Origin of the sequence: Paraburkholderia sp. CNPSo 3274, from assembly GCF_024206475.1 — a bacterium.
Lineage (GTDB): Bacteria > Pseudomonadota > Gammaproteobacteria > Burkholderiales > Burkholderiaceae > Paraburkholderia.
In genome coordinates this window covers 115911-142468 of record NZ_JAMBPR010000008.1, presented here as the reverse complement: position 1 = coordinate 142468, position 26558 = coordinate 115911, and the positions used below count along the sequence as shown (strand labels likewise).

Annotated in this window: 22 protein-coding genes; 8 read left to right on the top strand and 14 right to left on the bottom strand. The window is 65.9% G+C overall.

The genetic code is table 11. The features are described 5' to 3' along the window. Positions 1-440 precede the first annotated feature (440 nt). From M3I54_RS07745 to M3I54_RS07720, 6 genes are all read right to left on the bottom strand, one after another. The gene (locus M3I54_RS07745) at positions 441-1526 is read right to left on the bottom strand and encodes a GTP-binding protein (RefSeq protein ID WP_254334463.1); all 1086 of its coding nucleotides are present in this window, start codon (positions 1524-1526) and stop codon (positions 441-443) included. 222 nt (positions 1527-1748) lie between these two features. Continuing rightward, entirely contained in the window at positions 1749-2951 is a 1203-nt protein-coding gene (locus M3I54_RS07740) for a class I SAM-dependent rRNA methyltransferase (RefSeq protein ID WP_254334407.1), read from the bottom strand. Positions 2952-3014: 63 nt separating this feature from the next. After that, the gene (gene xerC, locus M3I54_RS07735; RefSeq protein ID WP_254334462.1) at positions 3015-3917 is read right to left on the bottom strand and encodes a tyrosine recombinase XerC; all 903 of its coding nucleotides are present in this window, start codon (positions 3915-3917) and stop codon (positions 3015-3017) included. Positions 3918-3974: 57 nt separating this feature from the next. Then, positions 3975-4658 carry a DUF484 family protein gene (locus M3I54_RS07730; RefSeq protein WP_254334406.1) on the bottom strand — a complete coding sequence of 228 codons (684 nt, stop codon included), beginning with the start codon at positions 4656-4658 and terminating at the stop codon, positions 3975-3977. A 130-nt stretch (positions 4659-4788) separates the two neighbouring features. Beyond that, positions 4789-5655, bottom strand: a complete 867-nt coding sequence (gene dapF / locus M3I54_RS07725) for a diaminopimelate epimerase (RefSeq protein WP_254334405.1) — start codon at positions 5653-5655, stop codon at positions 4789-4791. 58 nt (positions 5656-5713) lie between these two features. Then, positions 5714-6601 (bottom strand): lipid A biosynthesis lauroyl acyltransferase, encoded by an 888-nt coding sequence (locus tag M3I54_RS07720; RefSeq protein ID WP_254334402.1) that lies wholly within the window; start codon positions 6599-6601, stop codon positions 5714-5716. A gap of 272 nt (positions 6602-6873) precedes the next feature. On the opposite strand from M3I54_RS07720, the gene metK reads away from it, so the two are divergent. Beyond that, on the top strand, positions 6874-8064 hold the full coding sequence (gene metK, locus M3I54_RS07715; protein WP_254334400.1) for a methionine adenosyltransferase: 1191 nt from the start codon (positions 6874-6876) through the stop codon (positions 8062-8064). Positions 8065-8179: 115 nt separating this feature from the next. Here the strand turns inward: metK and M3I54_RS07710 are convergent, their stop codons facing one another. Then, entirely contained in the window at positions 8180-8548 is a 369-nt protein-coding gene (locus M3I54_RS07710) for a hypothetical protein (protein WP_254334392.1), read from the bottom strand. A gap of 525 nt (positions 8549-9073) precedes the next feature. Here M3I54_RS07710 and M3I54_RS07705 point away from each other — a divergent pair. Further along, positions 9074-9835, top strand: a complete 762-nt coding sequence (locus M3I54_RS07705; protein WP_254334391.1) for a phytanoyl-CoA dioxygenase family protein — start codon at positions 9074-9076, stop codon at positions 9833-9835. Positions 9836-9857: 22 nt separating this feature from the next. Here the strand turns inward: M3I54_RS07705 and M3I54_RS07700 are convergent, their stop codons facing one another. Continuing rightward, the gene (locus M3I54_RS07700; RefSeq protein WP_201698297.1) at positions 9858-10064 is read right to left on the bottom strand and encodes a DUF3185 family protein; all 207 of its coding nucleotides are present in this window, start codon (positions 10062-10064) and stop codon (positions 9858-9860) included. Between the two features lie 245 nt (positions 10065-10309). Here M3I54_RS07700 and mgrA point away from each other — a divergent pair, with 245 nt between their 5' ends. Both mgrA and M3I54_RS07690 read left to right on the top strand, forming a co-directional pair. Further along, entirely contained in the window at positions 10310-11353 is a 1044-nt protein-coding gene (mgrA, locus tag M3I54_RS07695; protein ID WP_254334390.1) for an L-glyceraldehyde 3-phosphate reductase, read from the top strand. A 160-nt stretch (positions 11354-11513) separates the two neighbouring features. Continuing rightward, positions 11514-12542: a fatty acid desaturase gene (locus M3I54_RS07690; protein WP_254334389.1), complete on the top strand. Its 1029-nt coding sequence runs from the start codon at positions 11514-11516 to the stop codon at positions 12540-12542. Positions 12543-12669: 127 nt separating this feature from the next. Here the strand turns inward: M3I54_RS07690 and M3I54_RS07685 are convergent, their stop codons facing one another. The 5 genes from M3I54_RS07685 to M3I54_RS07665 form a co-directional block, all read right to left on the bottom strand. After that, complete coding sequence (locus M3I54_RS07685; RefSeq protein WP_254319485.1) at positions 12670-12855, bottom strand: hypothetical protein; 186 nt, start codon at positions 12853-12855, stop codon at positions 12670-12672. A gap of 290 nt (positions 12856-13145) precedes the next feature. Continuing rightward, on the bottom strand, positions 13146-14372 hold the full coding sequence (locus tag M3I54_RS07680; protein WP_254334388.1) for an MFS transporter: 1227 nt from the start codon (positions 14370-14372) through the stop codon (positions 13146-13148). Positions 14373-14476: 104 nt separating this feature from the next. Further along, entirely contained in the window at positions 14477-16039 is a 1563-nt protein-coding gene (locus M3I54_RS07675) for an efflux transporter outer membrane subunit (protein ID WP_254334460.1), read from the bottom strand. Then, positions 16039-17283, bottom strand: coding sequence for an efflux RND transporter periplasmic adaptor subunit (locus tag M3I54_RS07670; RefSeq protein WP_254334387.1), 1245 nt, complete (start codon positions 17281-17283; stop codon positions 16039-16041). Before M3I54_RS07670 ends, M3I54_RS07675 begins: the two co-directional genes overlap by 1 nt. 10 nt (positions 17284-17293) lie before the next feature. After that, positions 17294-20476, bottom strand: a complete 3183-nt coding sequence (locus M3I54_RS07665) for an efflux RND transporter permease subunit (protein WP_254334385.1) — start codon at positions 20474-20476, stop codon at positions 17294-17296. A 546-nt stretch (positions 20477-21022) separates the two neighbouring features. On the opposite strand from M3I54_RS07665, the gene M3I54_RS07660 reads away from it, so the two are divergent. Then, positions 21023-21235 (top strand): hypothetical protein, encoded by a 213-nt coding sequence (locus M3I54_RS07660; RefSeq protein WP_133188265.1) that lies wholly within the window; start codon positions 21023-21025, stop codon positions 21233-21235. A 135-nt stretch (positions 21236-21370) separates the two neighbouring features. After that, a complete protein-coding gene (locus M3I54_RS07655; protein ID WP_254334458.1) occupies positions 21371-22441 on the top strand; it encodes a serine/threonine protein kinase in 1071 nt (356 codons plus the stop codon). Between the two features lie 15 nt (positions 22442-22456). Here the strand turns inward: M3I54_RS07655 and M3I54_RS07650 are convergent, their stop codons facing one another. Beyond that, entirely contained in the window at positions 22457-24415 is a 1959-nt protein-coding gene (locus M3I54_RS07650) for a DUF3857 and transglutaminase domain-containing protein (protein ID WP_254334377.1), read from the bottom strand. Positions 24416-24865: 450 nt separating this feature from the next. On the opposite strand from M3I54_RS07650, the gene M3I54_RS07645 reads away from it, so the two are divergent. Continuing rightward, positions 24866-26266, top strand: a complete 1401-nt coding sequence (locus M3I54_RS07645; RefSeq protein ID WP_254334375.1) for an OFA family MFS transporter — start codon at positions 24866-24868, stop codon at positions 26264-26266. A gap of 13 nt (positions 26267-26279) precedes the next feature. Further along, entirely contained in the window at positions 26280-26408 is a 129-nt protein-coding gene (locus M3I54_RS07640) for a DUF1145 domain-containing protein (protein WP_254334373.1), read from the top strand. The last annotated feature ends 150 nt before the right edge of the window (positions 26409-26558 follow it).

The following is a 26558-nucleotide window of genomic DNA, read 5'->3' as shown; positions in this document are numbered from 1 at the left end:
GCACGGACGATGAACTGTCGTGACGCCCGAAGCGCCGCTGCGGGGCCGAACTCCTCTGGAAACCGGTCATCAGATGCTCCTGAGGCATATATCGTACCGACTGCGCGCTGCGACGCGATGCGCTGCCGGCGGGGCGTCCCTCGGCTGGATTCCGGGGCACCTCTCTTCCAGTGGGGCCGTATTGTAACCGAACCGCAAACTCGTGCCGCAAGCGGGACTTCCCTGCGGTGGCCCGCCTGTCGCCAGGCCGCTTGCGAACCGCTCGATATCCAGAAAATATAACGCGCCAATCGTGAAAAAGCGATGGTCGGGTACGTTATTTGACGCACGAATCCGCAAGGAAGTCTTTGCGCAGGCTGCAAACTCGGCGCGGCGCACAAAGTCCAGACGAAAACGCCCGGCAGCGGGCCGGGCGTATCTAGAAAAGCGGGGGCAATCGGTCAGGCGAGGCAGGCGTCAAGCCCGTCGGTGATGAGGTCCTGCGGCAGCTCGATGCCGATGAACACCATCTTGCTGCCCTTCTTCTCGATCGGCAGCCACTTGGAGGCCAGGTCGCTGCCCATCATCTGGTGTACGCCCTGGAACACCACCTTGCGGTCCACGCCCTTCATGTAGAGCACGCCCTTGTAGCGCAAGAGGCGCTCGCCGTAGATCTGCAGGATGCCGCCAAGGAAGTCTTCCAGGCGGTTCGGATCGAACGGACGGTCGCTGCGGTAGACGAACGATTTGATCTTGTCGTCGTGGTGCGCGTGATGGTGGTGGCCGTGATCGTGGCCTTCGTGGCTGCACTGGCCGTGATCGTGGTCGCAATCGGCGTGATCATGGTCATGCGCGTGATCGTGGTCATGCTCGTGATGAGCATGATTGTGATCGTCTTCGGCGAGGAAGTCAGGATCGATTTCGAGCTTGGCGTTCAGGTTGAAGCCGCGCAGGTCGAACACTTCCTTGATGTCGGCGTCGCCGAAATTCACCTGGCGGATCTGCGCCTTCGGGTTCATGTGCAGCACGCGATGACGCAGGTCGGCGAGTTCCTTCTCGTCGACGAGGTCGGCCTTCGTGATGAAGAGGCGGTCGGCGAAACCCACCTGGCGCTGCACCACTTCGTGCTCGTCGAGCTGATGGTTGCCGTGCTTGGCGTCCACGAGCGTGATGATCGCGTCGAGCAGGAATTCGTCGGCGATCTCGTTATCCATGAAGAACGTCTGCGCGACCGGGCCCGGATTCGCGAGGCCGGTGGTTTCGATCACCACACGGTCGAAGTCCAGTTTGCCGTCGCGCTTTTGCTGCGCGAGGTCGCCGAGCACGCGCGCGAGGTCGCCGCGAATCGTGCAGCAGATGCAGCCGTTGCTCATCTGGATGATCTGCTCGGAGCTGTCCTGCACGAGGATTTCGTTGTCGATGTTCTCTTCGCCGAACTCGTTCTCGATCACGGCGATCTTCATGCCGTGCTTCTCGTTCAGGATGCGCTTGAGCAGCGTGGTTTTGCCGCTGCCGAGAAAGCCGGTCAGGATGGTGACGGGAATCATGCTGGTTGCCATGCTGTCTGCCTGGTAGGTGTTCGAGGGGTACGTTCAGGCGCGCCGCTTCGTGCTGTCGCTGCCTTCGAGTGTTACAACATAGCTTCCTATTGGAACATATCTGCGCCGCGCCCGCATGCGGCGGCCGGGGCGCGAGCCGAAACCGGGGCGCGAACGACTGGTCCGAAAGGCGCTCCGGCGCGCCGCCGAAACGTCCTAAATAAGGCCGTCTCAGGCGATTTGCAACAGCAGGCCCTTCAGATATTCGCCCTCCGGGAACGCCGTGAGCAGCGGATGATCCACACCGGCGCCAAGGCGCTTGAGGATACGCGCGTCCACTCTGGCGTCGGCGGCGGCGCCCGCGACGATCTTCTGGAACAGCGCCGAATCGATCGCACCCGAGCACGAGTACGTGAACAGCAGACCGCCCGGACGCAGCAGCTTGAAACCCGTGAGATTGATGTCCTTGTAGGCGCGTGCGGCGCGGTCCACGTGCTCGCGCGAGGCCGCGAACTTGGGCGGATCGAGCACTACGAGATCGAAGCGCTCGCCATCGTCGTAGAGGCGACGCAGCGTCTTGAAGGCGTCGGCGTCGAGCCAGGTGGCGAGCGCGGAGTCGAAGCCGTTCGCCTCGACGTTTTTTTGCGCCGTGGCGAGCGCTTCGCCCGAGGAATCGATCGACACCACGCGTTTCGCGCCGCCCTTCATGGCCGCGAGCGAGAAGCCGCCGGTGTAGCAGAAGCAGTTGAGCACCTCGCGCTCGCGCGCGTAAGTCTGCACGAGCGCGCGGTTGTCGCGCTGATCCACGTAGAAGCCGGTCTTGTGCCCGTTGCGCACGTCCACGTGATAGCGCACGCCGTTCTCGCTCGTGATGATTGTTGCGGGCGGTTCGTCGCCGGCAAGCAGGCCGGTGATTTGTTCGAGCCCTTCCTTCTCGCGGATCGACACGTCTGAGCGCTCGTACACGTTCGGGCAGCCCGTTGCCGACGTGAGCGCGGCGACGATCGCCTCCTTCCACGCCTCGACGCCCGCCGCCATGAACTGGCAGACGAGCTGGCCGCGGCCGTCTCCGCCATCCTCGATGTAGTGATCGACGATCAGGCCAGGCAGGCCGTCGGCCTCGCCGAAGATGAGGCGCACCGCGCCCGTGCCGCTCACCATCGCCCGGCGGTCGGCCACGGCGCGCTGCACGCGTCGCTTGAAGAACGCGTGGTCGATCGGCTCGTTTTCGTCGAAGCTCCACACGCGCGCGCGGATCTGCGAATGCGGGCTGTAGGCGGCGCGCCCGAGAAAACGGCCGTCGGCGGAGCGCACGATGACGGTAGCGCCTGGCGTGGGCTTGCCTTCCACGCGGTCGATCGCGTTCGCGTAGACCCACGGATGGCGGCGCAGCAGGGATTTTTCTTTAGACGGCTTGAGGGTGACGATATTCATGATGGGTTCGATGCCGGGTAACGGCACTTATATCGCGCAGCGTCGCGCGAGTGCCGTGGCGTATCAATCGCGCTTCTTGGCGCGCGGATGCGCGGTGTCGTAGACCTTCGCGAGATGCTGAAAGTCGAGTGACGTGTAGACCTGAGTGGCCGAGATGCTCGCGTGGCCGAGCAGTTCCTGCACGGCGCGCAGGTCGCCGCTCGACTGCAGCAGATGAGTGGCGAACGAGTGACGCAGCACGTGCGGATGCACGTTCGCGGGAATGCCCGCCGCAATGGCGGCGCGCTTCACGCGCTCGCGCACCACGCCCGGCGCCATGCGGTTGCCGCGCACGGAGAGAAAGAGCGGGGCGTCGTCGTGCTTCACGAAGGCGCCGCGCGCGACGAGCCAGGCGTCGAGCGCGGCGAGCGCCTTGCGCCCGACCGGCACCATGCGGTGACGGTTGCCCTTGCCCAGCACCTCGACTTCGGCGGCGTCGCGCTTGAGCCAACCCGCCGATTCGTAGCCGTCGCGCTTCACGTAACGCACGTCGAGTCCCACGAGCTCGGCGAGACGCAGCCCCGACGAGTAGAACAACTCGAGCATCGCGCGGTCGCGCAACGCCTCGGGGCCGCCTTCTTGCGCGCCGGCGATGGCAGGCGCTTCCATGAGATGCGCGGCGTCGTCGACGGAGAGCGCCTTCGGCAGTGTTTTGGCGCGCTTGGGCGCACGCACGGCGGCCACGGGATTCGCGTCCATTTCGATGCGTCCCGCGAGCCAGCGATAGAAGGCGCGCCACGCCGATAGCCGGTGCGCGATCGAGCGCGCCGAGAGGCCGCCCGCATGCGCGCGCGCCACCGCGCCGCGCACTTGTGCGGGGGTGAGCGTTTCGAGCGGCTTGCCGTTGGCGAGCTTCTTCAGCTCGTCGAGTTCATGCGTGTAGCCGCGCAGCGTGTGCTCCGAGAGCCGCCGCTCGTGTTCGAGCATCGCGAGGTAGTCGGCGATCGGGTCGGTTGGGTTCACGGTGGGCGGCTTGGGTGGGTGTCAGTGCGGCAGCAGGCGCGAGAGCGCCGCGCTCGCGAGTGCGCCGATCTGCGTGAGAAAGTCGGTGGCCATGCCGTCGTGGAAGCGGCGCGGGTCGGCCGAGCCCATTACCAGCAGGCCGAAGGCTTCGCCCTTAGGCGCGTCGTTCGAGGCGACAGCAGGGGCGCGCAGCGCGATGATCGCGACCGATTCGGCGGCGCCGTCGCTCGAGTCGAGCCATTGCGCGGCCTCGAAGCCGGTGTTCGCGCCGCAGTACGGCGTGTCGAGACTATTCGCGAAGATGCGCACTTCCTCGCCGGTATGGCGCGCGAAATCGGCCTGGTTGTAGGCCTCGGCCACGTCCCACACGCGCAGCGCGGCCTGCGGCATGTCGAACACGTCGCGCAGGTTCTGCGTGATCGAGCGCGGCAGTGCATACGGATCGCGTTCGGCGATCATGCGCGTGGTCCAGCGGTTGAACTTCGCGGCGATCGAATCGTTCTCGTGGCCGTAGCGCAGCAGCTCCGAAAGACGCCGCTCGAGATGCTTGTTCTTCTCGCGCAGCATTTCCATCTGGCGCTCCTGCAGCGAGACGGCAGCCTTGCCGTGCGGATTGCCTAGCTTGATCGTCGCGAGCAGTTCGGCATGCTCAACGAAAAAATCGGGGTGGGCGAGCAGATAGTCGGCAACTTCGCGATCGTTCATGTTGTGGACGCGTTGTAGTTGTGAGGCGCGCGCGGCGGCGCGCAGTCTGTCATGCGGTTGATTGCTTTTGAGTATTCGTGCGGCGCGACGTTCTCTCGTTGCGCGCGCCGCATCAGGCCGATGGTGCGCGCTAGTCGGCCAGCTCGATCTCGCCTTCGAACACCGTGGCGGCCGGGCCCGCCATGGTGAGCGCGGCGGATTCGTTGCGCGCGCCGTCCCAGGCGATGGTCAGCAGGCCGCCGTGGGTATGCACCTTCACGGGCGTGTCGAGCAGCCCGCGGCGAATGCCCGCCGCCACGGCCGCGCACGCGCCCGTGCCGCACGCGAGCGTTTCGCCTGCGCCGCGCTCGAATACGCGCAGCTTCACTTCGTTGCGCGAAACGATCTGCATGAAACCGGCGTTCACTTTGTTCGGGAAGCGCGCATGCGTTTCGATGACCGCGCCTTCGGCCTTCACCGGGTACGCCTCGACGTCTTCCACAACCTGCACCGCGTGCGGGTTGCCCATCGAGACGACCGACACCCAACGCCGGGCGCCGCTCACGTCGAGCGGCCAGAGCGTGTCGTTGCCTTCGCGGCGGCCTTCAAGGCCGTTCGCGTTGAACGGCACGAGCGCCGGTTCGAACTCGGGGCGGTCCATGTCGACGACGACTTCACCGTTTTCCTGCACGACGAGCGTGATCGTGCCCTTCTGTACCTGCACGCGCACGCGGTTCGAATCGGTGAGCTTGCGGTCGCGCACGAATTTCACGAAGCAGCGCGCGCCGTTGCCGCAGTGCTCGACCTCGCCGCCGTCGCAATTGAAGATGCGATAGCGGAAGTCCACGCCTTCCACAGTCGGCTTCTCGACCAGCAGCAACTGGTCCGCGCCGATGCCGAAGTGGCGGTCGGCGAGCGCGCGCACACGCTCGGGCGTGAGCGCGAGATCCTGGCTGTAGCCGTCGAGCACGACGAAGTCGTTGCCCGCGCCATGCATCTTGGTGAATTTGAGTTTCATGCCGTTATTGTAAGCGAGGCCCGGGCGAAAACCCGGGCCTCGATCGTGTGCGCAACGTTCAGCGGTAGACGCTCGGCTCGCCCGGCGGGCGTGTCTTGAAGCGCTTGTGGACCCAGTAGTACTGCTCGGGAATGCGCGGAATCTGTTCTTCGAGGAAGGCGTTCATGCGGCGCGCGTCGAGATCGTCGTCGCCGGTTGGGTAATTTTCCCAAGGTTTGAACACTTTCAGCCGATAACCCTTGTAATTGGGCAACACCTCGCCGATGAACGGTACGACCTGCGCATGACCCACCTTCGCCAAACGCCCCACCGCCGTGAGCGTGCACGCCGGCACGCCGAAGAAGGGCACGAACGTGGAATTGCGCATGCCGTAGTCCATGTCGGCGCCGAGCATCACGGGCTTTTTGTCGCGCAGCCACCGCAGCACGGCGCGCGCGCTGTCCGCGCGGCTCACCATTTCCGCGCCGAAACGGCTGCGTCCCGCCTTGGCCGCGGCTTCGAATTCAGGGTTCGAGAACGGCTGGTAGAGCGAACCGCACGGCCGGTGCAGCGAGTAGTTGAGGAACATGGAGCCCGCCTCGATGCCCACGAAATGCAGGCCGAGGAAGAGCGTAGGCGGCAGGTTCGGATCGCTGAGATCGATCTCGCTGTCGAGCTCGACGATTTTTTCGAGCTTCTTCGCCGAGGCGAACCATTGCACGCTGCGCTCCATGTAGCTGCGAATGGCGTGACGGAAGTGCAGCCCCGCCACTTCCTCGCGCTTTTCGTCGCTCCACTCGGGGAAGCACAGGCGCAGATTCGTATGAACGACGCGCTTGCGCCGGCTCGGAATCTTGTAGAGCAGCCAGCCGAGGCCGTCGCCCAGACGCGCGACAAAGCCATAGGGCAGGATCGCGAACAGCTTGAGCAAGCCGATGGCGAAACGGGAGCCGAGTTTGCCTAGCATGCGGCAACTCCGCTGCAGGGCTTGCGAACTGTGGAGAGGGCGATGGACGGCACGCGTGGGAGACTCTGCGACAATTTAAGGAAGTCGCTATAATAAGGGCTTCGCCGAGTTAATAGACAACTTGCGGGGCGAAGCCGGTGGGCTGTGAACTACGCGTGATCGATCGCGAATCATGGCAGCCGGGCAGCAATTCCGCTAAAGCGTCGCCGCTTCAAAGCTCCCGAAGCTGGCTACGTGAACTCAACCGTCACCAGCTATAAGGAGCCTGACACGTGGCAAACGACTATTTCTTCACCTCCGAATCGGTTTCCGAAGGCCATCCGGACAAGGTCGCCGACCAGATCTCGGACGCGATCCTCGACGCCATCCTCACGCAAGACAAGTACTCGCGCGTTGCAGCGGAAACGCTCTGCAACACGGGTCTCGTCGTGCTCGCCGGTGAAATCACCACGACGGCCAACGTCGACTACATCCAGGTCGCGCGCGACACGATCAAGCGCATCGGCTACGACAATACCGACTACGGCATCGACTACCGCGGCTGCGCGGTGCTCGTCGCTTACGACAAGCAGTCGCCGGACATCGCCCAGGGCGTGGACCGCGCGCACGACAACAACCTCGACCAGGGCGCCGGCGACCAGGGCCTGATGTTCGGCTATGCGTGCGACGAAACGCCCGAACTGATGCCGCTGCCGATTCACCTTTCGCACCGTCTGGTCGAGCGCCAGTCGAACCTGCGCCGCGACGGCCGTCTGCCCTGGCTGCGCCCGGACGCGAAGTCGCAGGTCACGATCCGCTACGTCGACGGCAAGCCGCACGCGATCGACACCGTCGTGCTCTCCACGCAGCACTCGCCGGACATCGACCTCGGCACGCTGCGCGAAGCCGTGATCGAAGAAGTCATCAAGCCGGTGCTGCCGGCCGAGCTGATCAAAGGCGACATCAAGTTCCTCGTCAACCCGACCGGTCGCTTCGTGATCGGCGGTCCGCAGGGCGATTGCGGTCTCACGGGCCGCAAGATCATCGTCGATACGTACGGCGGCGCAGCCCCGCACGGCGGCGGCGCGTTCTCGGGCAAGGATCCGTCGAAGGTGGACCGGTCGGCAGCCTACGCTGGCCGTTATGTCGCGAAGAACATCGTGGCCGCTGGCCTCGCGTCGCGCTGCCTGATCCAGGTGTCGTACGCAATCGGCGTGGCTGAGCCGACCTCGGTCATGGTCAACACGTTCGGCACCGGCAAGGTTTCGGACGCGACCATCACGAAGCTCGTGCGCGAGCACTTCGACCTGCGTCCGAAGGGCATCATCCAGATGCTCGACCTGCTGCGCCCGATCTACGAAAAGACCGCCGCTTACGGCCACTTCGGCCGCGAAGAGCCGGAATTCTCGTGGGAAGCGACCGACAAGGCGCTGACTCTCGCCGAAGCCGCTGGCACGGAGCCGGTGAACGCAGCCGTCGCGTAAGCGTTCGCAAAAGCCGGCCTCGCGCCGGCCGGTGCGAAGAAAAACCCCGCAGGGCGCAAGCCCGTGCGGGGTTTTTGTTTTCTGCGGATTGCGCGCCGCGGGCTGCGCGTAAGGCTCAGCGCATCGCGAAGCCGAACCAGCCCGTGCTGCTCGCACCCATGCGGCGCGGCTTGCGCGTGCTGCGCGCCACATGAACCGTGGAGGGCGCGGCGAGCGTGCGCAGCGGCGCGTTCGGGCGATAGAGCAGCGTGCGCAGCGAGAAGTGTCGCGAGCCCGAGCGCAGACGCAGCACGGAGAAGAACGAGTGGAACCAGGTGCGCATGCTGTCGACGGGCTTCGCTTCGCGGACTTGTTGCGTGAGCGCGCGGGTGCGGGCGGCATGGTGTCGCAGTGCGCGCACCAGGTGACGGCGCGCGGGGCGTGCCGCCTTCAGGGCTGTGTGGGCGGCGTGGGTCATGCGTTGAGTATCGAAGAGGGTATGCATGGCAGTTGAGCAATCGGGTTCGAGGTGCGCCTTGCGCGACGCTTCGCGTCGAGCAGCAAACGTGCCTGTCTTCCAGGGCGTCACGATCTGGGTGGACGGGAGACGGGCCGCAGGGCGCGGCGTAAGACGCGACGCGACGGATTCTTCTGTTGGAGCGCCTTGTGTGGCAAGGCGTTCACGGCGATCCGTCCGTGCGATGAGAATTGGGCGAACTGAAACAACATGCGCCAGAGGCTACACGCGAATCATGACGGCAGAAAGTCGGTTAATACCCGGCCCTGCGCGTCTTTGATGCACGCGATGCCGCCCTTTGTCCTCATCGCGGTGCGCGCGCGCCATTCGCGTGCGGCTCGATCCGCGCGCATATGGAGCCACCTCGTGTGAGGGCGTGGTCCTTCCCGCCACGCCGGCACGCTTTACAATCGATGAGTCGGCGCGCGCCGACGCCGCGGCCGTGTCGTTGAACGAAGCGACGAACGCAGGCTGCGGCCCTTGCTCGCATCGAGATCGCATAACGGAAGTCCCATGTCAGTCCATTCAAAGAAAGAACAGGTGCAGGCGCTGCGCGAGCGCGGCTTCGTGGTCGTGCCGGGGCTCGTCTCGCCCGAGCGCTGCGAGGCGATCAAGCGGGTGGCGCAGGAGCAGTTGCAGGCGGCTAGCGCGCCGCTCGAATTCGAAGCCGATTTGCGCTACCCCGGCGCACCCGAATCGAAGGATGCCCCTGGCGGCCATACAGTGCGGCGCCTGCTCGACGCCTACTCGCGTCACGCGCTGTATCGCGAGTGGGCCACGTCGCCGGAAATCGCGGGGTGGATGGAGCTGTATTTCGGCGAGGAGCCGGTCCTGTCGTGCGCGCATCACAACTGCATGATGACGAAGCACCCGCACTACGGCAGCCTCACGGGCTGGCACCGCGACGTGCGCTACTGGTCGTTCGAGCGCGACGACCTCGTTTCGGTCTGGCTTGCGCTCGGGCCGGAGAAAATGGAAAACGGCGGACTGTGGTTCGTGCCGGGCTCGCACGACGCGCCGTTCACCTCGGACAAGTTCAACGCCGCAAAATTCTTCCGCGCCGACCTGCCCGAGAACAAGGTATGGATCGACCGCGCCATCGCTCCGACGCTCGCCGCCGGCGATGTGGTTTTCTTCCACTGCAACACGCTGCATTCGGCGGGGCAGAACCAGAGCGATCAGGTGAAGTTTTCGCTCGTGTACACGTATCACGGCGCGAGCAACGTGCCGCTACCGGGCACGCGCTCGGCGTCGAAGCCCGAGGTGAAGTTCTGAGCCGATGCAGCCGCGCTTTCGCCTAGCGCCGGCGCCCCGACATCGTGAGCCCGGTGATGCCCGCGAGCGTCGCAGCGATGCCGCCCCCAATCAGGAGAATCGTGCGGTTGGTGGGCGCGCCGGTGAAGAGGCGCGACATGTCGTTCGCGAACGAATGGAGCGACTGGCCGCCGAAGTACAACAGGACGACGCCACAGGCGATGAGCGCGATCGAAATCGCTTTGGCCATGAAACAACCTCTCGCAAAGGATGGACGCCGCAGTGTAGGCGAGTGGCCGCGGCGCGTCCAGGGTGCGGTTTTTCTGGCGGCCTGACGCGCGCTGCTCCGCGCTGTCCATCGCCTTTCCCGCAGAGTGGACATCTGCACGGCTTGGGCGGATTGGCTAACATAGCTGCCTCACGCGAGCGGCGCGCCCCACGGCGCGTCGCGCCCATCCTTTCGCTCACCACCCGTTTTCGCCGAGGATTCAGACCATGGCTTACGAAGCAGCCTCAGAACGCTATTCGGACATGCAGTACCGCTTTTGCGGCAAGTCGGGGCTCAAGCTGCCCGCACTGTCGCTCGGTCTGTGGCACAACTTCGGCGACACCACGCCGATCTCGACCCAGCGCGATATCCTGCGCACCGCGTTCGATCTCGGCATTACGCACTTCGACCTCGCGAACAACTACGGCCCGCCGTACGGCAGCGCCGAAACGAACTTCGGCCGCATTTTCAAGGACGATTTCCGTCCGTACCGCGACGAGTTGCTGATCTCGTCGAAGGCGGGCTGGGACATGTGGCCGGGCCCGTACGGCCAGGGCGGCGGCTCGCGCAAGTACGTGCTTGCGAGCCTCGACCAGAGCCTGCAGCGCATGGGCCTCGACTACGTCGACATCTTCTATTCGCACCGCTTCGACGTGGAAACGCCGCTCGAGGAAACGGCGGGCGCGCTGGCCACGGCCGTGCAGCAGGGCAAGGCGCTCTATGTCGGCATCTCGTCGTATTCGCCCGCGAAGACCCGCGAAATGGCGAAGCTGCTCGCCGAGTACAAGGTGCCGCTGCTCATTCACCAGCCGTCGTACAACATGCTCAACCGCTGGGTCGAGGAAGAACTGCTCGACACGCTCGAGGACCTGGGCACGGGCAGCATTGCGTTCACGCCGCTCGCGCAGGGCGTGCTCACGAACAAGTACCTCAACGGCGTGCCCGAAGACGCGCGTGTGAACCGCCCGGGCGGCGGATCGCTCAAGAGCGAACACCTGAGCGCGCAGAACATCGAACACGTACGCAAGCTCAACGAACTCGCGCTGCGCCGCGGCCAGAGTCTCGCGCAGATGGCGATCGCCTGGACGCTGCGCGGCGGCCGTGTGACCTCGGCGCTAATCGGTGCGAGCCGCGCGGATCAGGTGCGCGAGAACGTCGCGGCGCTGAAGAACCTGGCGTTCTCGAAGGAAGAACTCGCGGAGATCGACCGCTATGCGACCGAAGGCGGCGTGAATCTCTGGGAGAAGCCCTCGACCGATCAGCACGTCTGAGCGGCCCGCTTCCCTGCGCAAAGAACCGTCTCCTCGCGAGGCGGTTTTTTTATGCGCGAACGATCGGGCGCACATCGGCCATGGCCGCACGGCGCGCGGTTCTTCGCTTTGTCATGTGGCCCTGCTAACGTCGCGGCAGACTTTGCCGCGAGGAAACACCATGGAGTCCTTGAGCGCCGAATCTGAAGCGCTTTCCCCGTCCGCCACGCGCGCTGAACCCGCCAGGCGGCCAACGAACCGACCACCACCTGCATCGGCGGCTCGCACGAATGCCGCGCTGATCGTGTTCGCGTTCACGGTGCTCTGCTACGAACTCATCGGATTGCCGCTTTTGCTGGACGCAGCGGGCGGGCCGACGCTCGCCCTGCTGGCGACGCTCGCTCCCGTCGTGCTCGCCACGCCGATCCACTGGGGGCTCATCCACGAAGGCATACACGGGCAACTGGCGGGCGACCGGCGTGTGAACGAGTGGCTCGCCCGCGCGCTCTCGATCGGTCTGGCAATGCCGTTCGACGCCGTGCGTTTCGGACACCTGATGCATCACCGCTTCACGCGCGAGCCGTTCGACCGGCCCGATGTGCACGACACGCACGACGCGAGCGGCCCGCGCTGGCGTCGTCGCGTGGCGTACTACGGGCGGCTGATGGGCGGCCTGTACCTCGCCGAATTGCTGCTGCCACTTTTGGCGTTTGTCCCGGCGCGGCTCGCGCGCGCCATCATTGCGCGCGGCGTGGGCGCGCATGGCCGCGAAGGCGTGCAGGTGCAGCGGCTCTTCGAGAACCACGCCGCCGATCCCGTGAGGCGCCGCCGCGCGCGGCGCGACTGGCTTGCGTCGCTGGCGCTCTATGGCGCTTCGTTCGCCCTCTATGGCAACGCTTGGCCCGTGCTGCTCGCGGCGATCTACCTGCGCGGACTGTGGCTATCGCTAGCCGACAACCTGCCGCACTACGGCGTCGCGCTCGACGAACCGGGCCGCGCGCGGGATTTTCGCGTGCCGCGCGCACTGGGCGTGCTGCTGATGAATCACCATCTGCATCGCCAGCATCATCTGCATCCGACGTTGCCGTGGACAGCGCTGCCCGCGCTCGCGCACGCGGAAGAGGCCGCAGGCGCGGCGGCGCGAACGGATTATCTCGCCGCTGCGTTGCGTCAGTTCAAGGGAGTGCAGCCGGGCGTCGATCCCGGCTGAGATGGTGCGAGCGAGTGGCGCGCGTGCGCGCAAGCCGCGGCGCTTTGAGCCCTGAGGATGCTGCATCGTCACTTCGCGCCGGCGCATCACGAGCCGCCGTGCGTACGAAGCGTACGGCAAACGTACGCTACATCAGCGCCGGCAGCGTCTCGACGAGCGCAACGGCCGCGAGCACGCCGATCAGCGCGCCGATCACGCGCAGCGTGTTGTGTCTGAATTCCGTCGCGCACGGCACCGCGCCAAGAAAGAGCGCGCCAGCGAGGGCCATCGGGATGATCATCACGAAATCGCCGATCGTGAAATAACCTTGCATGCTCGTCTCCTTATCGTATGCGCGACGAAGGCTCGCAATGGTTGTCGTTCTCGTCGTCATGCCAATCGCGTGACGCTGCGGCCCCGGGCCTGAAATCGAGTATAGGTGAGGGCGGCGAGCACAGCGGCGCGCGCGTGCGCCGTAAGGGTGCCCGTGAAGCGTGCGCCGCGCCGCAAAAGGCCGCCAGAGGCGGAGTTCCGCTGCGGTGCGATGCGCGCGCCCCGCAAATCGCGAGTCGTCTGAATATTACGGATGCCTTTCGATTGTGCCGCGCAGGCGACTTCGCAGGCTCAGGCCGCTTTGCGCAACGTGAGCGCCAGTGCGAGCCCCACGACCAGCAGCGCGATCACGAGGCCGGCCACGCCGCCCCAGCCCGCCCCGGCCCAGAAGTGTCCGCCGATCGAACCCATCACGCTCGACCCGAGGTAATAGGCGAGCAGGTAAAGCGCAGCGGCCTGACCCTTCGCTTCGCGCGCGAGCCGGCCAACCCAGCCGCTCGCTACCGCATGCCCCGCGAAGAAGCCGATCGTCAAGCAGGCGATGCCCGCCGCAATCGCCGTGAGCGGCGCGAACAGCGTGAGCACGACGCCCGTGAGCATCAGCGCGAGACTGGCGATTAGCACGCGAGCGCGCCCGAAAGTGTCGGCCATGCGGCCCGACCACGGCGAGGCAACCACGCCGGTCAGGTAGACGAGGAAAATCGCGCCGATGGCCGCCTGGCTCATGTGATAAGGCGGCGCGATCAACCGGTAGCCGATGTAGTTGTAGAGCGTGACGAAGCTGCCCATCAGCACGAAGCCCATGGCGAACAGCATGGGCAGGCCCGGCCGCGCGAAATGGCGCAGCAGCGCGGCGCGGTGATGCGCGAAGCCCAGGCCGCTCTTCGGCACGAAGTGACGCGAGGGCGGCAGGAGCGAGCGGAACGCGAACATGGAGGCGAGCCCGAGCACGCCGATCACGGCCACGGCCGCACGCCAGCCGAACAGGTCGGTGACGATGCCCGTGATCACGCGCCCCGCCATGCCGCCGACAGCCGTGCCGCCCACGTAGAGGCCCATCGAAAGGCCGAGGCCGTCCGGGTGCATTTCCTCGGCGAGCCAGGCCATGGCCACGGCGGGCACGCCGCCCAGCGCGATGCCCTGGAGTGTGCGCAGCACGAGCAACGGGTGCCAGTGCGGCACGAAGGCGGTGGCGAGCGTGAGCAGCGACGAGGCGCACAGCGACGCGGTCATCATGCCGCGCCGGCTCCAGCCTTCGGAGACGAAGCCCGCGACGAAAATCGCGATGGCGAGCGCGGCCGTAGTGAGCGAGAGCGAGAGGCTGCTCTGCGCGGGGCTCACGCCGAAGGTTTCGGAGAATGCGGGCAGGAGCGGCTGCACGCAGTAGAGAAGCGAAAAGGTGGCGTAGCCGGCGAACAGCAGCGCGAGGCTTGCGCGCCAGAATTCGGGGGTGCCGCGTTCGATGTACGGAACGGCGGTGGGCGCGGAGGTGCGCGGGGCGCCCGGTGATGCAGTCACGACAGGATCTCCAGCAATATTGCGAAGGCGCAACGATACGCCTGTTGGGCAACTGGCGTTGTCGAGCGCCGCAGGCCGGGTGCCTGGTGCAACCGCGTGGCCGCTTAGCCCGGAGAGCGCGATGCGCCAGGCTGTGCGCCGCGAGCGGCGCTCGGTGCGCTCGCCGAAGCGCCGTGCGGCCCGCTGGCGGGCTGCGCTTTTTGCGCATCGTCCGGGTGCACTAGCGCCGCATCGCCCGGCAAATCCGCCGCGCTCCAGCCGCCGCCCAGCGCCTTCACGAGCGCGACGCTCGCCGCCATGCGCCGGCGCGAGATCGCCACGGCCTGGCGTTCGTTGGTGAGCGCCGTGGTTTGCGCGACCACCACGTCGAGATACGTGATCGCGCCGCCGAGATAGCGATTGTTAATGGTGACGAGCGTGCGCTGCGCGGCATCCACCGCGCGGTCCTGGGCCGTTGCCTCCTGCTCCAGCACGCGCAGCGCCGCGAGGTTGTCCTCGACCTCGCCGAAGGCGTCGAGCACCGTTTGGCGATACTGCGCGACATTCTCGTCATATTGGGCGCGCGCTTCGTCGCGCACTGCCTCGCGGCCGCCGAAGTCGATCAGCGTGCCCGCGAGCGTCGGCCCGAGCGCCCAGAAGCGCGCGGGCGCGACGAGCCACTGGCTGAAGTTGGTCGCCTCCAGCCCGCCCGTGACCGCGAGCATGAGGCTCGGGAAGAACGCCGCCGTCGCCACGCCCACCTGCGCGTTCGCGGCGGCTACGCGTCGCTCGGCAGCCGCGATGTCGGGGCGCCGTTCGAGCAGCGTCGATGGCACGCCCGGCGGGCTCGCGACTGCGCGCACCGCGTAGTCCTGCTTCGGCGCGGCAGCGAGCGTGAACGTGGAAGGCGACTGGCCGATGAGAATCGCAATCGCATGCTCGAGTTGCGCGCGCTGCACGCCGAGATCGATCGCTTGCGCCTCGGTGGTCTGCAGCTGCGTTTGCGCCTGGCCCACATCGGCGTCGGTGGCGATGCCGCCCGCGTAGCGGTTCTGCGTGAGTTCGAGCGATTCTCGGTAGGCCTTGATCGTGTCGTCGAGCAGCTGGCGTTCGCGGTCGATGCCGCGCAGCTCGAAGTAGTCGGTCGCGAGTTCGGCCTGCATGGAGAGCAGCACGGCCTGCATGTCGGCGGCGCTCGCCTGCGCGCTCGCTTTCGCGGCCTCGACGTTGCGCGCGACGCGGCCCCAGATGTCGGGCTCCCAGGTGGCGTCGATGCCCACGGAGTAGTCGTTGATCGTTTGACCGGCCTTCGACGTGTACAGCACATTCTGCGAGGTGCGGTAGCGCGAAAAGTCGCCGCTCGCCGTCACGAGCGGGAAATAGCTCGAGCGCTGCTGCGCGACGTTCGCGCGCGCCGCGCGAAAGTGCGCCTGCGCGGCCTGCACGTTCTGGTTCGCGCTTTCGACCTGGGCTTCGAGTGCGTCGAGCGTGGCGTCCTTGTAGATCGTCCACCACGCGCCGCGCGACGCGTTGTCCGCGGGCTGCGCAATCGTCCAGCCCGTGCCTTCGAGTTCCTTGAACGTCGCGGCCACGGGCATGGTCGGGCGCACGTAGTCGGGGCCTACCGTGCAGCCGCCGAGCGCAGCAAGCATGGCCAACGCGAACAGTCGAATACGCGCGTGCTTCATCATTCGCCCTGCGCTTGCGCGTTGCTGCCCGCACCGCTCGCGCCATGCGCCGGACCGGCCTCGTGCTCGCCGTGCGGCTGCACGATGCGCACCGGCGTGCCGTCGACGATCGCGTCCTGCGGATTGACGATCACGCGCTCGTCGCCCGTGAGCCCCGCCGCCACCGCCACGCGCGTACCGAAGTCGGTGCCGAGCGTGACCTTCACGAGCTTCACGCGGTTTTGCGCATCGACGGTCGCCACTTTCACGCCGTCGGGGCGGAACAGGAAGGCGTTACCGGGCAAGGTGACGGGCGTGGCCGAGCCGTCGAGCGCGAAGTGGACCTGCGCATAAGCGCCGGGCAGCAGCTCGCCGCTGCGGTTGTCCACATCGACCTCGACCAGCATGGTGCGCTGCTGTGCATCGACCGCGCCCGCCGTGCGCGCGACGATGCCAGGAAAGTGCTTGCCCTGCGCCTCGTTGAGCGTGAGGTACGCGTGCCGCTGCACGCGGATCTGCTGCGCGTAAGCCTGAGGCACGTTCGCGTACACGCGCAGACGGTCGGCCTGCGCAAGATGGAACAGCTCCCTTTGCGAGGTGCCGCCGTTGCCCGCGTCGATGAGCGCGCCCACGTCCACGTTGCGCGCCGTGACGATGCCGTCGAAGGGCGCGGTCACGCGTTCGTACGACTGCAGTTGCGAGAGCCGCGAGACGTTGAAGCGCGCGGAATCGAGCGTGGCCTTTTTCGCGAGCATGTCGCCGACTTTTTCGTCGGTGTCCTGCTTCGCCACCGAGCGCGTTTGCAGCATCTGTGTCCAGCGGTCGGCGGTGGTCTTCGCAAGCGCGTAGTTCGCTTCGGCGTTGGCGAGATCGGCGCGCGCGGCACGCAACTGGTCGTCCACTTCGGGAGCGTCGATTTCGGCGAGCAGTTGGCCCGCCTTCACGTGCGCGCCGATGTCGAAGTACCACTTGCGCAGATAACCGCTCGTGCGCGCGTAGATCGGCGTGTCGAGAAAGGCCTGCACGGTGCCGGGCAGCACGAGGTCGAGCGCGCGCGCCGAGCGCTGCGGCGTGACCACCTGCACGGAAAGCGTGCTCGCGGTTGTTGCCTCGCGTTCGAGCGCCGCGTGCGCGCTATGGCGCGACCAGATGCCCTGCGCCGCGAGGCCGAGCACGACGAGCGCGGCGAGCACGATGGGCCAGCGCCGCGGTTTATGAGGACCATGCGGCGCTTGCGGCGAAGGCGTTTGCGAATGATTCGTCATGACAGGTTATTCATGATTTGGGCACCACGTTTTCACTGGCGCGCTGGCGGCGCTCGCCGAGCCTGCGGTAAATGAGCGAGAACACCACGGGTACGAAGATCAGCGTGGCGAGCGTGCCCACCGCGAGGCCGCCGATCACGGCGCGCCCGAGCGGCGCGTTCTGCTCGCCGCCTTCGCCAAGGCCGATGGCCATCGGCACCATGCCGATCACCATGGCGAGCGCGGTCATGAGCACCGGGCGAAAGCGCGTGTAGCCCGCCTCGATCGCGGCGCGCGCCGCGTCGCCGTGCAGACGCAACTGCTCGCGCGCGAAGCTGATGACGAGAATGGAGTTCGCCGTGGCGATGCCGATACACATGATCGCGCCCGTGAGCGCGGGAATGGAAAGCGTGGTGTGCGTGAGGAACAGCATCCAGACAATGCCCGCGAGCGCGCCCGGCAGCGCCGTGACGATGATGAACGGATCGAGCCACGACTGGAAGTTCACGACGATCAGCAGATACACGAGCACGATTGCGAAGATGAGCCCGCCGAACAATCCGGAGAACGAATCGTTCATCGTCTGTACCTGGCCGCGCAGCTTGATGCTCGACGTCTTTGGCAGTTCGCCGCGCGTCTGGTCGATGATCTTCGCGATGTCGTCGGAAACGGCGCCCAGGTCGCGCCCGTCGGCGGTGCCGTAAATGTCGATGGTGGTCTGCGCGTTGTAGTGCGTGACCACCGCGTCGCCCGACACGCGCTGCATGCTCGCGAGCGAGCCCAGTATGTTACTGCGCCCGTTCGCGGTGAGCGGAATGTTGGCGAGCGATTGCAGCGAATCGATCGTGTATTGCGGGGCTTCGGTCACGACGTTGTAGCTCACGCCGTTGACCGGATTGAGCCAGAACGTGGGCGTGGTCTGCTGGCTGCCCGAGAGCGTGATGAGCAGGTCGCTCGCCACGTCCTTCTGCGTGAAGCCCGCCTGCTGCGCGCGCGTGCGGTCCACGTCGATGAAGATGCGCGGCAGGTCCGCGGGCTGCTGGATCCGCGCGTCGGCGAAACCAGGCACGCCGCGCAGCCGCGCGAGCAGCTTCGCCGCGAACGCGCGGTTGCCGGCCACGTCGCGGCCCACGATCTGCACGTCGATGGGCGAAGGCATGCCGAAGTTCAGCGTCTGGCTCACGATGTCGGCGGGCAGGAAGGCGAACTGCACGCCCGGGAACTCGTCGTTGAGCGTGCGCCGCAAGAGGCGCACGTAACCGGCGGTGGCGTGATGGTCCTCGTTCAGCGAGATCAGCACGTCTGCGTCGGAGGTGCCGATGGTGCCCGTGTTGCTGTACGAGAGGTTGATGCCCGAGACCGGCAGGCCGATGTTGTCGATGATCGAATGCAGTTCGCCCGGCGGAATCAGCGTGCGCACGCGCTTGTCGATACGGTCGACGAGCACGGCGGTTTCCTCGACGCGCATACCGGTTTTCGCGCGCACGTGCAGCGCGATGGTGCCCGCATCGACCTGCGGAAAGAAGTCGCGCCCGAGGAACGGCATGAGCAGCAGCGACGCGCCACAGCAAGCGAGAAACGCTACGACGAACCACACGGGCTGTTTCACCCGCGCCGTGAGAAACACGCGATAGCGCTCGCGCAGCCCCTCGAAGCCGCGTTCGAACGCGAGATGCACGCGCATGAACGGGTTGCGCGTCGTGCCATGCATGTGATGCAGGTCGGCGGCCTTGTGATGATGGCGCATCAGGTACTTCGCGAGCGTGGGCACGAGTGTCCGCGAGAAGAAGTACGACGCCAGCATCGCGAACACCACGGCTTCCGCGAGCGGGATGAAGAGGTAATGCGCCACGCCCGTGAGGAGGAACATCGGCACGAACACGATGCAGATGGAGAGCGTGGAGACGAGCGTGGGAATCGCGATTTGATGCGCGCCATCGAGAATCGCCTGTTCCAGCGTCTTGCCTTGCTCCAGCTGCTGGCTGATGTTCTCGATCGCGACCGTTGCGTCGTCAACGAGAATGCCGACCGCGAGCGCGAGCCCACCCAGCGTCATGATGTTGATGGTCTCGCCGAGCCCCGCGAGCACGATGACCGAGGTGATCATCGAAAGCGGAATCGATACCGCGATGATGAGCGTGGCGCGCCAGTTGCCGAGGAACAGCAGGATCATGAGCGCCGTGAGCGCCGCTGCGATGAGCGCTTCGCGCAGCACGCCCTGCACGGAGGCGCGCACGAAGACCGACTGGTCGGCGACCGGATCGATATTGAGCGAGCTCGGCACGAGATTGCGCAGCGTCGGCATCATCTCCTTGATGCGGTCCACGATCTCGAGCGTGGACGTATTGCCGCTCTTGTTGATGGTGAGGAGCGAGGCGCGCTGCCCGTCCACGCGCACGATATTGGTTTGCGGCACGTAGCCGTCGCGCACGTGCGCCACGTCGCGAATGTAGATCGTGCCGCTGCCCGTGGTTTTCACGGGAATGTCGTTCAGGCCCGCTAAGCTGTCGGGGCTTGCATTCATCGTCACCGAATATTCGGTTGCGCCTATTTTGGCCGTCCCCGAAGGCAGGATGAGGTTCTGCGCGCTGATCGCGTTCACCACGTCCATGGGCGACAGATTGTGCTGCTGCAGCGCGCGCTGGTCGATGTCGACCATGATCTGCCGCTGCTTGCCGCCATAGGGCAGCGGCGCGGAGGCGCCCGGCACGGTCGCGAGCTGCGTCTTGAGGAAGTTGTTGCCGTAGTCGAACAACTCCTGCTCGGTCAGCTGCGGCGAGGAAAGCGACAGGCGCAGGATCGGCACCGTCGAGGCGTTGTAGCGCAGGATGAACGGCGGCTGGATGCCGGGCGGCAGCGAGCGCAACTGCGCCTGTGACAGCGCCGTGACTTCGGCGAGCGCTTCCTGGATATTGGCATGCGGCTGGAAAAAGATCTTCACGACCGCAATGCCGTTGAGCGACGTCGATTCGGTGTGCTCGATATCGTTCACAGCCACGGAAAGGCCGCGCTCGTAGTTGAGCACGATGCGCTTTTCCATCTCGTCGGCGGGCAGACCCGTGTAGGTCCAGATCACCGAGAGCACCGGAATGTCGATGTTCGGGAAGATGTCCGTGGGCGTGCGCAGGATCGTCAGCGGCCCGACGATCAAAAGCAGCAACGCGAGCACGACGAACGTGTACGGGCGCTTGAGCGCGAGTCGAACGATCCACATGGAACGGCGGGTTCCTTCGCTGGTGGCGGAGTGTGGCTCGCGCGGCTGGTCTGGCCGCGAAGGCGAGCGTTTAGGTTATCGGTATCGTGGCCGGCTATGGTGGCGCGCGTGAGGTCTTTGCCTGTGCTGCGTCGGGCCTTTATGGTGCACGGTTGGGACGGACTATAGCGTCAGTCACCAGGCATCAGCGTACTTTTTCAGGGACCGCCCTAGCAAGCGCGCGAAGAATGGGGTTTACCATCTGTTACAGTCAGGTTTTCGTAAGTTGCGTGAGCGAAGCAGGGCGAGGTCGTGGCGGCACAGGGCGGCGTCTGTTAGCCGCCGTTGATACACCCCCCTATTTTTTCGCTTTGCTCACGCGCTCAAACAAGCAACAATGGGGTTGCCGAGGGTCCGGCCGTGCTTAAGCGCGCGGAAAGAGCGGGTCGCCCGAGGCGGGTTTGGATGCGCGCGCAACCGATGGTGTGCATCGGTTTTTTTGTCAGCATGCCGACCGGTCTTCCTTCGAGGGAGCTGGCGAAGGTAGCGAGGTAACGGGGAAACATCATGCAAATCGGTTCTATCGTCCGTACCGTTCATATCGCCGTGCCGCAGGGCGCGCGCGGCATCGTGATGCGCATTCTCGGCGACATGGCGATGGTGACGTGGTATGCCGGGGAGCCTGGCTCGTCGGCGCAGCTCAACACCGAGCCCTTTTTTCTCGAAGATCTGATCGATACGGGCGAGCACGTCATGCCCGCCGGCGCGCAGATCCACTGAGCCTGGGCCCTGTGACACGTTGACGAGGCGCGCTTGCGTCTCGTCGCAGGGTTGTGCGCCGCGTTTGTGTTCATCGTGTCTGCCGTGCACGTCGTGAATACGTCGCGCTCGCCGGCAGTGCCCGCAAGAGGCACAATTGCGGGTATGAATCACGATCCTTCTTCAATCCCGGGCGGACCTTCCGGTCCCGGCGAGTCCAGCCACCCCGGCGACCAGCAAGCCGCGCCCTACGCGCGCCTCACGCCCGAATGCATGCTCGACGCAGTCGATGGCGTGCTGATCCCTGCCAACCGCCGCACGGATGGCCGCATGCTCGCGCTCAACAGTTACGAGAATCGCGTGTACCAGGTGGGCGTGGAAGACGGGCCGCCGCTCATCGCCAAGTTCTATCGCCCGGAGCGCTGGAGCGACGAGGCGATACTCGAAGAGCACGCATTCGTCGCCGAACTCGCCGCGCGCGAGATTCCGGCCGTGCCTGCGCTCGCCTTCGAAGGGCGCACGCTGCACGAGTTCGACGGGTTTCGCTTCTCGCTTTTCGAGCGGCGCGGCGGCCGCGCGCCTGATCTCGACCGCAGCGACACGCTCGAATGGCTGGGCCGTTTCATCGGCCGCATTCACGCCGTGGGCGCGATCGAGCCGTACCAGGCACGCCCCACGCTCGACATTCAGACCTACGGCTACGAGCCGCGCGCGTATCTGCTCGATCATGGCTTCGTGCCCGAGGACGTGCGCGAGGCGTGGCAGACCGCGGTGACGCTCGCGCTCGAAGGCGTGGAGGCGGCATTCGAGCGCGCGGGCGAAGTGCGTTCGTTGCGCCTGCACGGCGATTGCCATCCGAGCAACGTGCTCTGGACCGACGCCGGCCCGCATTTCGTGGACTTCGACGACAGCCGCATGGGTCCCGCTATCCAGGATTTGTGGCTGCTGCTGCCCGGCGATCGCGCAGGCGCTTCGCGTGCGATGGCGGATTTGCTCGCCGGTTATGAGGACTTCTGCGAATTCGAGCCGCGCGAGCTGCATCTCGTCGAAGCGCTGCGCACGCTGCGTCTCATCCACTACTCGGCCTGGCTCGCGCGCCGCTGGCACGATCCCGCGTTTCCCGCCGCCTTCCCGTGGTTCAACACGCAGCGCTACTGGGAAGAGCGCATTCTCGAACTGCGCGAGCAGATCGGCGCGATGCAGGAAGGACCGCTCTGGCCCGTGTGAACGTCGTGCGCCGGCTCACTGCGCGCTCGCCGGACTATCCGGCGCAGTGCCTTGCGCCGACGGCTTGACGATCAATTGCGCGCGCAGGTCGCGCGCCATCGTCTCGAACGCGGGGCGCATCTGCGCGAAATCGTCGGCGCTGCATACATCGCTCGCGAAATGCGTTTGACCGGTGCGCGTGACGCGCAGCACATTCGCCTGCGGGTCGAGCGCGTAGTGCGAAGTGAAATCGATGAAACGGTTGTCGGCGTGCTGCGCGATGGGCACGTCGAGCACGCGCATGCCCGCCGGCAGCACGATGCGCGCGCGCTCGGTCATCACCACGTTGCGGCACACGAAGGGCTGCGTGCGCCGCGATTCGCCGAGCCAGTAGCGCAGATTCGCGTCGAGCCCGCCCACGAAGCTCGTGAGCGTGGGCACGGGCGTGGTCATTTCAGGGTCGACGAAGCCGTCGAAGGTGCCCGTGAGCGTGAGCACGAGCGGACCCGCCGTCGCCTCGAGCGGGCTGGACGCGAGCGTGGCGTTGCCGCGCAGATTGGCGTTGCGCAGCTCCCATTGCAGCGACTCCTCGCGCTGCGCGGGCGTTTGCAGGCGCAGCACGCTGCGCGTCTGTTCGGCGGACCAGCCCTCTGCTTGCAAGCGGTAGATGAAGCGCGCCGAGCCGTCGGGCGCGACCGTGATGTCGAGATCGCTCTCGCGCGTGGTCGTCGCAGTCGGGGGCGTGCGGACCTGCGTGCCGTCGCCGGCAAGCACGGCCTCGCGGTCCATGTCCGTCGACGGCAAATAGCCGAACTCGATGTTGCTCGCCGTGGAATCCGCGAACATCTGCAGATCGGGCAGCCAGGTGATGACGTGATTGATCACGCCGAAGCCCGGCACGCTCGGCAGCGTGTAGACCGTGCCGCTGTTCACGAGCGCCGGCGTACTGCGGATGCCCACGGCGTCGAGCAGCGCACCGTAGAGCGCGACGTGGTCCTTGCAGTCGCCGTAGCGGTTCGCGAGCACGTCGGTTGCGCGGTGCGGCACGATCTCGCCGCGCCCGATATTCATCGCCACGTAGCGGATGTTGCGGCGCACCCAGTCGTAGAGCGTTTGCGCGTTTGCGCGCGGGGTGTCGTCGTGCGCCGTGAGCGTCTGCGCCAGGTGCACGATGGCCGGGTCGCGCGCGGTGGGATCCGCTGCGGCCTCGCGATAGACCTTCGCGAAGGCCGCATAGTCGGGGAAGGTGGACACCATCAGCCGGTCGCCGTAGCTCACGTAGGCGACCGAGCCATATTCGAGGCGCTCGAAATTCGACTTGTCGTAGCGGTACTCGTAGCGCGTGCGGCCGTTCAGCGTGGCGGGCGGCAGCACGGTGAAGCCGCGCGCGTCGGCGTAGAGCGGTACTTTCGCGGGCAGGTCGTAGATCACGCGGAAGTTGTGCGTGGGCGCGAGGTCGGGCGGCGTGAAGTCGCTGAACCAGCCGGGCACGAGCGGCACGTGCTGGATCTTGCGCCACGTGAGATGCACGCGTGCGCCCGGCTCCACGGCCGGGAACACGATCACCTTGTCCTGCACGTCCTGGAACATCGGGGCGTCGAACGAGCGCACTTCCTGCACGTCGCGGATCTGTTCGGGGCGCACGTCGTGACGCCCGCCCTGGGCGTCCTCGGTCCACGCTTCGAGCACCTCCACGTGGGCCATCTCGCGGTTGAACCACACGTAATACTGGCCCGCGCGCGCAATGCCGGGCTCCGTGTTCACGCGCAGCGTGAGCGAGTCGAGCTTGGTGTACGAGCCGTCCGCATTGACGGTGAAGGTCTGCGTTTCCGCTTCGTTGGTGTAGGGCGCCTGCGCGCCGCTGCCTGCCGGATTCAGCGCGCCCGCTTCGAGGGGCACCGGTGTGAGTTGCGCCACGCCAGGGCGCAAGTCGGCGGCGAAGGTTCCCGTGGCGGGGCCGAGCAGGGCTAGGCAAAGAGCGAGAGCGAGGCGCATGGGGGGCTCGGCAGGTGTCGGGTCGCGGATGAGCGTTACTTCTGCCACTTAAAAGTCATGCAACCCGCTTGTCAAGCGGATGGCCCGCACACAGCCCGCAGGGGGCCCTGTATCGAGCATTGAGTCTAAATGCTGGGCCGCGCAACGAAATGCCCGTCTGCATCCTTTTCCCTGGCGTCATACGGCGCTGCCGCCGATTTGCTGCGCACGCAACAATCGATGAAGTGCAGCGGCGCGCGGACCTCTGTATGGCATATGTCTGTTTACCTCATATTGCCAAGGCGGCGCTTGGGGACTAAGGTTCGTGCAGCCGTCAAGCGGCAATGAAGTGTTCTGTGCGTTTGCGCACAAAAAGAGCACGAAAGACCACGCCTACCAACAGCCATTTTGGATGCGACCAGAGCGAGCGTTGACCCCCTCTCTCAACCTCTGGTCGATTCGGGAGATCCCATGAGCAGCGTTGCAGATTCGACGCGCGGTGCGCAAAGCGCACCCTTCTTTTCCAAAGAGGCGACCGTCGCCCCGCCGGGCTTTTCGCGCTGGATGGTGCCGCCCGCGGCGCTGGCCGTGCATCTGTGCATCGGCCAGGCCTACGCGTTTTCCGTGTTCAACGCGCCGCTCACGAAGGTGATCGGCATAACGCAGTCCGCGTCCGATGACTGGTCGCTCACCACGCTTGGCTGGATTTTCTCGCTGGCCATCGTATTTCTCGGGCTTTCCGCCGCGTTTGGCGGCAAGTGGCTCGAACGTGTGGGCCCGCGCCGCACGATGTTTACCGCCGCGTGCTGCTTTGGCGGCGGTTTCCTCGTTTCCGCACTCGGCGTGTATCTGCATCAGATCGTGCTGCTCTATCTCGGCTACGGCGTGATTGGCGGTATCGGCCTCGGGCTCGGCTACGTGTCTCCGGTTTCGACGCTGATCCGCTGGTTCCCCGACCGCCGCGGCATGGCAACGGGCCTTGCGATCATGGGCTTCGGCGGCGGCGCGATGATCGCCGCACCGCTCTCCGTCAACCTGATGAAGCATTTCGCGAGCGACACGAGCGTGGGCGTCGCCCAGACCTTCGTGGTGCTCGGCGTGGCGTACTTCATCTCGATGTCGATTGGCGCCATCACCATCCGCGTGCCCGCGCCGCACTGGAAGCCCGCAGGCTGGACGCCGCCCGTCGTGGCCAAAAAGCTCGTGTCGAACCAGCATGTGCATATCGACCAGGCGCTCAAGACGCCGCAGTTCTACCTGATCTGGCTCGTGCTGTTCCTCAACGTGACGGCGGGCATCGGCATTCTGGGCCAGGCCTCGGTCATGATCCAGGAAAGCTTCAAGGACACCGTGAGCGCCGGCGCGGCGGCAGGCTTCGTCGGCCTGCTCTCGCTCTTCAACATGGGCGGGCGCTTCGTGTGGGCTTCGGCTTCCGACTGGGTGGGCCGCAAGAGCACTTACTTCATCTTCTTCGTGTTCGGCGCGGTGCTCTATTACGCAGTGCCGCAGTTCGCGCAGAGCGGGAACATCGTGTTCTTCGTGCTGGCGCTCTGCCTGATTCTCTCGATGTACGGCGGCGGCTTCTCGACGGTGCCCGCATATCTCGCGGACATGTTCGGCACGGCGTTCGTGGGCGGCATTCACGGCCGTCTGCTCACCGCGTGGGCCGCGGCAGGCGTGGCGGGCCCGGTGCTCGTGAACTACGTGCGTGCGTATCAGGTCGCGCACGGCGTGGCGAAGGCCGACGCGTACACGATGACCGTGCACATCATGGCTTCGCTGCTCGTGATCGGCTTCATCTGCAATTTGCTCGTGCGCCGCGTGGACGCAAAGCATCACATGAGCGAGACGCAACTCGCCGCCGGTAAATAAGGAGGAACGCGCAATGTCTACTCAAGCTGCCCCGAATTCATCGAACAAGGCGCTGATGGCGGTCTTCTGGCTCTACGTGCTGGTGCCGCTCGTGTGGGGCGTGACCAACACGCTCGCGCAGGCGATGAAGCTGTTCGGCTGATGCCGTGACGCTCAAGTGAAGCGAGGCGGCGCGAGCCGCCCAATGAAGCAACCCGTGCTGCGGGCCGCCGACGAAAGTCGCGGCCCGCAGTTTTTTTTGGGGGCGCGTAGCCAGGCGCTCGAAACGGCATGGGCCGCGCACGTTCGGGCG